At 57.0% G+C, this 7,674-nt stretch carries 4 protein-coding genes and 1 pseudogene; 2 read left to right on the top strand and 3 right to left on the bottom strand.

The window, feature by feature from the left end; translation table 11 throughout:
* Positions 1-347 (bottom strand): annotated as a pseudogene (locus tag FXV83_RS43695) (hypothetical protein); the annotation flags it as partial.
* Positions 348-1,350: 1,003 nt separating this feature from the next.
* Here FXV83_RS43695 and hemN point away from each other — a divergent pair.
* Positions 1,351-2,685: an oxygen-independent coproporphyrinogen III oxidase gene (gene hemN / locus FXV83_RS41130; protein ID WP_148745726.1), complete on the top strand. Its 1,335-nt coding sequence runs from the start codon at positions 1,351-1,353 to the stop codon at positions 2,683-2,685.
* 1,289 nt (positions 2,686-3,974) lie between these two features.
* Here hemN and FXV83_RS43455 read toward each other — a convergent pair.
* A complete protein-coding gene (locus tag FXV83_RS43455) occupies positions 3,975-4,130 on the bottom strand; it encodes a hypothetical protein (RefSeq protein ID WP_187436537.1) in 156 nt (51 codons plus the stop codon).
* Positions 4,131-4,426: 296 nt separating this feature from the next.
* Here FXV83_RS43455 and FXV83_RS41140 point away from each other — a divergent pair, with 296 nt between their 5' ends.
* Complete coding sequence (locus tag FXV83_RS41140) at positions 4,427-5,773, top strand: carbohydrate porin (RefSeq protein WP_148745727.1); 1,347 nt, start codon at positions 4,427-4,429, stop codon at positions 5,771-5,773.
* Between the two features lie 793 nt (positions 5,774-6,566).
* On the opposite strand, the gene FXV83_RS41145 is transcribed toward FXV83_RS41140, so the two are convergent.
* Positions 6,567-7,496: a TauD/TfdA dioxygenase family protein gene (locus tag FXV83_RS41145; protein WP_148745728.1), complete on the bottom strand. Its 930-nt coding sequence runs from the start codon at positions 7,494-7,496 to the stop codon at positions 6,567-6,569.
* Between the last annotated feature and the right edge of the window lie 178 nt (positions 7,497-7,674).

Consider the following 7,674-nt stretch of genomic DNA (forward strand, 5'->3'; position numbering starts at 1 on the left):
CCGACGGAGATCGGTCCTTGTGGCTTAGGCGGAGGCGCGAGTTTCCTCGCCGGCTTCGGATCGGCTTGAGCTGACGGCGGGGAGGGAACGGAAGGACGTGAAGCGGTGAGCACGAGATTTGGCAACGAGTCGATTCGTGAGGTCAGTGCTGCAATTTGATCGGAAATTCGTTTTAAGTCAGCCTGCTGTGCTGTGATGCTGCGGTTGAGCTCCGCTATTCCATCGCTCGCCTTCTGTTCTCCCGATAGAATCTCCGATAGAACCGCCCTGTCGTCGGGCGACATGCTTAGCGTTGGAGCGGCTTCACGAACTGCCGAGCTCTCGAGATATCGTCTGACGTCGGTCAAAAAGTAGACTGCTGCAGTGCACAGACACACGAAGACGCCCACCACTCACCCTAGGTTCCTTGACGATCTGCGCAAAATCGGCGGCAAGTCTAAAGCGGCCGGCTGTTCAATTGCATCCATCACTTCTCGCTCGCCGACCCGGCTCATTAGCTTTTCCACTCCACTCGAGAACACTGCAACAGCCGTGGTGCCGCCCGACGATCGACAATACGCCATCCGCCACTCTTAAAGATCGTTTGGTCTTACCTCCTATGCGGCTGAGCGAGCCACGCGACGCGAGAGTCGTTGCACGCGGGCGCTCCTACATCATAGTGCGCGCACAAAGCAATAGTTGTCGTGTTGATCGGAGGCGGAGCATTTTGGCGCAATCTACGACGAACATCCCTATAACCATTTATTCGCCCCGTGCCGAATCGAGTCGGCCGCAACGATAAGCAACGTTTCGCTCCTAGCGACACTTCCGCCGAGCAATGGGCGCATGAAGGGGTTTCTCGCTCCGCGGGACCCATGAACGAGGCCCTGCGACAATGCTCGCATTGGTGAAGTTCGACTACGTGCTTGGACGGCCCTGAACCGGCGCAGGATCCCTGGGTCGATGGAGAATAGCCACGCAGAAGTCAACTACCAACCTTGTCAGTTGATGAAGAGTACGGGGTAATGAATCTTGGTCAATGAACCTCGCACGAGTCAGGTCGTGAGGCAGTTCGAGCTCTAGCAGCCAACGGCCCTGGTGGATGTCTCTTGGCGAACATTGGAGATTACCGAAGCGGAGTTGAATCTGGGGCCTCGTCGTGGCCGTGTTGATTCGAGTATCGCGCCTGCAGCAGTTGTTCTCTGTCTTCGCGAGGAACGCCTTGCCATCCAACAGCGTCTTTCGTCAGCAGATCCGCCGTCACGCAAGCTCCCAATTGCCTAGCGGCACTCCTGATTACTGTCGGCAAACAAAGGAATGCAAAAGAATTCGCTTGCGACCACAAATTTCGTAAACATGGGATAACAATCGTTGCAGACTTCGATTCTAGACAAGTATTGCGATGCTCGCCTTCCTTGGTACACCATCTATCCAACTGTAGCCGAGTTCTCCACAGAGGTCGGCGCCGAAGCCTCTGAGAAATGGCTGCAGCGCCTGCCGGTTAATGACTCGGTGTCGCTCTATTTCCACATTCCGTTCTGTCGACCGATTTGCTGGTATTGCGGCTTCGCTCGAAGCATCACTCGCCGGGATTCACCCATCCTAGAGTTTTTGACGGTTCTTCGTAAGGAGATCGATTTGGTCGCGGCGCAGGTGCCGCAACCGCTGCCTGTGAGCGACGTGCACTTCGGCGGTGGAACGCCGACCCTCATCGAGGCAGCGGAGTTCCGGCGCCTGATGGAATTTCTGCGCCGCCGCTTTGCGCTTTCGAAAACGGCCGCCATCGCTGTTGAGATCGACCCGCGCACGTTCACGCTCGCCACATCCGAAGGGTTAGCAGCTGCCGGCGTGAACCGCGCAAATCTCGGCGTCCAGAGCTTCGATCCAATTGTTCAAAAGTCGATCAACCGCGTCCAGAGTGAGGCACAAACAGAGCGCGCCGTCGAAACGTTGCGGCAGCATGGAATAATCCGCATCAACTTCGACCTCATCTACGGTCTGCCAAATCAGACGGTGCAGTCCTGCGTTCAGACCGCGACTACGGCAGTGGCCATGCGACCAGACCGGCTTGCGGTATTCGGCTACGCGCACGTTCCTTCCTTCAAGAAGAATCAGCGCCTGATCGACGAGGCAGCGCTGCCAGACAGACCTGCCCGTGCAGAACAGGCCGCCGCGATGGCCAATGCACTGATTGCAGCTGGGTACCGCCAAATCGGACTCGACCATTTCGCCTTGCCGGATGATGAGCTCGCGCTGGCGCAGAAAGCCGGTCGCCTGCGGCGGAACTCACTGGGTTACTCGGCCGACACCTGCAATAAAGTGATCGGCTTCGGCCCGTCGGCCATCGGTCGGCTTGGGGACGGTTACGTCCAGAACGCAGTTACAGCCGGTTCCTACAGCGGCCAAATCAAAGCCGGCCGTCTGGCGACGTCAAAGGACTACAGTCTCAGCCTCGAAGACCGCGTCCGGGCCGCAATCATCGAGCGGCTAATGTGCGATTTCGAGGTCGACGTGCCGGCAATTTGCGTTACTCATGGATTTGACCCGGTCTCTTTCCTCGGTTTAGGCGAACGCTTGGCAATGCTCGCCGAGGATGGAATCATGCAAATGGAAAAGGGATTCATCCGCGTGAGGCCGGAGCATCGTTTTCTAACTCGCGCTGTGGCAGCCGCATTCGATGCTTATCTTGGCACGCCGCTCTGTTAAGACCAGCCAAGGAGCGATAATCGGATGAAATGCATTACCTTTCGCTGTGCGCGCCAGGGAGTCCGGCGAACGAGTTTCGCTCGCCTGGTACAATCACAAACGGCTCCAAACTGGTACAAGACGCCGTGGGCAGCTGTGCGACGAGAGCCGCCCCGGCCCTAGCCGCGAAAACAGCTGGACGCATTGCTGCCGGGAAGTTGACGCCCCCGACTGCAACGCGGCATAGCCACGCCAAGGTTCATCACATCACCACCATTGCCCGTGTGACCGCGGACCTCGACCAGGAGGACGAACTGGCTGCGGGACATCACCAACGAAATGGAGATCGAGGACGGCTCATCTCGGCCTACGGCGTGGGGAAGATGGCATCTCGGCGTTCAGCGACTTCGCTATCGAAAACCTGATCGAGCTCGTCCGGATGTACAAAGATCTCGGCTCAAGCGTTAGCAGCCGGAATACTCCATCAGCGCGCCGTTACGCTGGATGCGTACTCTCAGTAAACCGCAGCGATTCGTCGTGATGACATGATGGCCCCTATCGATGTGCATGATCGCCGCTCGACCGGATCGCTACGGGCTGAGGCGTGCAATCCAGAGCAGCCACTCGTCCACGCCACTAGACCACGGAGCACAAAACGACCAGCGCCGGCGCGACACGGCCCGCGAAAAGATCGTTCCCCCTAAGAGCTTCGCGCAACCTCGATCGATTGCACCCGTCGACGTTGCCATACCGGTCCTCCGTGAACGCCGGGACGGCCTCGCGCCGACCGGCACAATACCTGCGATTCGCGCAGCGACAGCCGACCTCCCGCCCGGTCAACTACCAAACCTAGCAATTGATGGAGATGACGGACACATGCCAGTCAGTGCCGGTGAAACTCGCTCGGGCCACATCAGGGAAGAAGTCGCGACGCGATATAGATCTCGTAGATCCAATGGAGCTGATAGATGTTCTGTCTCGTTGTCCGCAGGTATCAAAACGTCGCCAATCGCGCTCTCCATCTTCCGATGAGAGCCAATCAAGGCCTTGTGGCGGCGTCAGCGAGCTTACGGGCCTCAAAAGATGTTAGCCCCTTCTGCCCGCCTGTGCTTCATCCCATCGACCAAGCTGCGAGCGGCGTTTCTTGGATCCGGCGTGTTGTTCTGCGAGCTCCGCTATTGGCGCTGCTCTCTGTTCAAGAACATTGCCTTTCCTTTTGCCAGTGGATTTGTCCCAAGGTCACCTGGGCTTCGTGCGTCGGCCGCCAATCTCTTGCTAGCGAACGCTCATACCAAGATGCCTGCATTCGATTAGCGATCGAGCGGCTGGGTTGTGTCGCGCCAGGTATCCACCAAGTTGGCCAAGCTGCGCCAGTAGTTGTGATAGCGCGGAAGGCTGAGCGGGTCTTTTTCGCATAAAGACACCCGCCTGGTGTCAAGCGCCACCCAGACCGCCTTGAGGGCCAAGGATTCGACCTCCGCTCTAGGCGGTCAGGTGGAAGTGCACTTTATTCGAATCGACGGACGCGGAAATCACCATGCATCGTTGCGTTATAGCGCCGGTATCCATGTGGGCATACCCGGCTGGCGTAGTCGCTCTCATTTCTGGACCAATTGCGAAGCCGAGAGGGCGCATTCTCCTGTCGGTGATAGCTAGTCTCGCGGGCAGTTCGGCGGCAGCAACTGGCGAGATCTCTGGCCCAAGAAGCCACGGCCCCGATGAGCTCGTCAAGGCAAGAAGCCGGACAATTTCGGATCCGGCTATGACATTCCGAAGCGGGCCCAAGGGAGCAGCGCGCCTTTCTGGGAGCTCCCTGTCAAAAACAGCTACGTCAAAGCGCGACAGTACCCTGCAGACTGCGAAGAGCAGAATTCAAAAGCAGATTAATCCATTCGCAAAATTCGAGAACCTCCGCGAAAAAGGTGCCGCGTTCACTGCTCCTGGTCCTGCAGACACGATAGATCAGGATAGAGCTTCTGTCAGATCCGAGCTTTCAGATCTCGGGATTGGATTTGCTGGCTGGACCCTAAATACGTTTGTCAACAATGAAGTCGGCAATGCCGCCAGAAGCACCATCGCCAATCAGCAATATGTCGGTCAGAATCCAACATTTAGTACGGTCAACTCTATGATCGTGACCTATGACCTCACTCGGTTTGGAATTCCCGACGGTCAGATCGTGGTGGGAGCCGAGCATCAATACTGGACATGGAAGAGCGCCGGGCCAGACCGACTGGGACTCAATGCAGTTTCTTACTATCAAACGTTCTTCGACAGGAAGATCGAACTCAAACTGGGCTACCTCAGGAACCAACATGAGTTTGCGGGCGCCGGAGAAAAGTTTTTTGGACCCTCGTCGAAGATGCTGTTCCAAGCGGGCATGAGCAACAATTGGGCGCCAACGCCGGCCCTTAATCTGAAGTACAATTTTGACGATCGCTTATATAATAAGCTCTCAATCCAGCGCTCGCTCAGTCCAGCCGGTCAATATACGCATGTAAGCGAAAATCCCACTGGGTTGAACTGGAGCACGCGCGACGCAGGCATTCTTTTGCTTGATGAAATTTGCTATAAGAACAAGCCTACTCCCGGGGTACCCGAGACTTGGCTGCGGGCTGGCGCGGGGTTTAATAACAGCAGCTACACGGACCTACAGCATCCGACGCAACCGACAGCCAAGGCGAACAGCGTCTACTATGTAGCTGCGGACAGGCAATTCTGGCAGTCTGCCATCCACGGCTCGGCATCTCGCGGAATCTATGGCGGATTCTCTGCAATGTACGCTCCGCCTGACCTAAATAGGGCTAGCCAGTACTACGAGCTTCGCCTTTACGCGAAAGGCCTGTTTGACAGCCGGCCCACCGACCAGATGAGTCCTGTTGTCAACAACACCATCTGGAGCCATTTCGCGGTGGATGCTGCACTGGCGAAAGAGCCGCTGGCGCACCGCGACAGCACAGCCATTTCGGGACTATATACGGCGCATCTGGCGCCCGGAATATATACAACCGTAGGACTGACGTACATCAATCACCCGACAAGCATTACCTACACGCCGCAAACGGGACACGCCCTGAATATATTGGTATCTACGTCGGTATTCTTCTAAGGCCTCAAGACTGCGCGTGAATTCACCGCCATGTAGCCGATATCACCATCGCCATTTCAAGGGCTTGGAGCCACTTATCACGGCGATTTTGGTATCGGCTGTGCTCCTGGCGAGAAGCCCGGGTACCGCGTAAATTGAGCCGTGATGTCCAAGGTAGCATGTGTTGGGAACGGTAGGTTAGAGCCTTTGCTGCTTCGTCTACGAGCGATCGGCCGACGTCATATTGCGCAAGACCTATACCCTCGGCCGGAATGATCTCCGATGCTCATTTAGTCAAATCGAGTGCTGATCTTGCGCCAGCGACATTGCTTTCGATGCCTGCTCGTGCTGCTCGTCAGACTCGCGTCCAAGCTCGTACTCTGCCATGACAACGCTCAAACCGTGCCCTCGGAGCTTAGTTCACGTCGCGAAGAGGCGTGGTAAGCGGAACCAAGACACAGATGCCGAAACTAGCCAACTACGGCAACCGCGCTATTTCTGTCCCACGTTTGTGGCGCTGGCCTAAAGGCGATGCGCAAGGTCGGCGGAAACATACTCCCCTTCCGCGGCAAATCAACCCGCCGCGGCCGGATGACCTGCGCCACTCGGTGCTGAATCATTTTCCGCTGGGTCGAGATGAGCTTTCAGCATCTCACTTCAGCAACGAGGGTCGCCTTCCGAGTCCGCGGCGCGTTAGCCCCTCCCATCCAGTTGCGCGTGGCGTTCTGCTCGGTGAACTTCTCTTCGCAAACAGTCTATTCGCGCGAACATGCGATAAAGAGCAGTGCATCACCGGTGAATTTGCCGAGCCCGGCTAGGCAACCCTCGTGGAGGGGCGCTTCGTTGTCTTGAGGCGCGTTACACTGCATCGGCCGTCGACGCTGACGGGCGCGTCACCATCGATTGTGGCACGATGAACGACGCGATGCTGGTCACCGTAATCGTTGACCGCATAATGCTGCGTTGCGCGGTTATCCCAAATCGCGACATCGCCTTCTTTCCAGCTCCAGCGCACGGTGTTTTCGGGCGCCGTGATATGGGACTGGAATAGATCGAACAGCCTCTGACCGTCGCGCTTTGGGATATCAATAAACCTTTGCACCACATCGCCGAGCAGGAGCGCGCGCTCGCCGGTCTCGGGATGTACACGGACCACCGGATGCTCGGTCTCATAGATCGTTTTGGTAAAGACCTCATCAAAATGCTTCTGGTCGATTTCGCGAACACGGCAGGTCCCGGCGTAGTCGAAGGCGTTGCTGTGAACGGTCCAGAGTTCGTCGGCAAGCCGTTGGAGCGGCCGCGGCAGATCCAGATAGGCGGCCACAGTGTTCGACCAAATCGTATCGCCACCGGACGATGGGATCACGACGGCTCGCAGCACCGCAAGTTTGGGATAGGCCGCGAGAAACGTTCCATCGGCGTGCCATACGTCAGCCCGACTACCTCCGCGCGCGGAATCAAGCTCGATGATCGAGGTCGTTCCATTGATGGTACCGAGCGTCGGATGCGGCACCAGCCTTCCCAAACAAGCAGCAAAGCGCTCCTGCTCCGCGTCATCAAGATGACCCTGATCGCGGAAGAAGATCACTTTGTGTTCGAGCAGCAAGCTGTTGATCGCAGCGACGGTTTGGCTCGGTAAATCACCCGAGAGCTTGACATTTCTCATTTCAACACCGATGCGCGCGGCGCGCTTGACGACGTCAGTCGGTGGAATGACACTCTCGGTCGAAGCCGTTTCTTTCATTGCGAACTTTTCCAAGCGTTGCGGATTCTTCAAGCGGACGAGGGCGCATTGTCACTCGGTTTCGAAGGCGAACCTCGCGCTACGGGTACTCTCGAGCAAGCACCATGCCAGTCGGAAAACGGAGCTGTGAAGGTCCGTCAGGTAGCTGATCGGATGATAATTCGAACAGTTGCCAGGA

The organism is Bradyrhizobium hipponense, assembly GCF_008123965.1.
Classification (GTDB): Bacteria; Pseudomonadota; Alphaproteobacteria; order Rhizobiales; family Xanthobacteraceae; genus Bradyrhizobium; species Bradyrhizobium hipponense.

Excerpts from the sequence above, each read along its gene's own strand:
- FXV83_RS41140 (WP_148745727.1), top strand. The coding sequence starts at position 4,427 with ATGACATTCCGAAGCGGGCCCAAGGGAGCAGCGCGCCTTTCTGGGAGC.
- FXV83_RS41145 (WP_148745728.1), bottom strand. The coding sequence starts at position 7,496 with ATGAAAGAAACGGCTTCGACCGAGAGTGTCATTCCACCGACTGACGTC.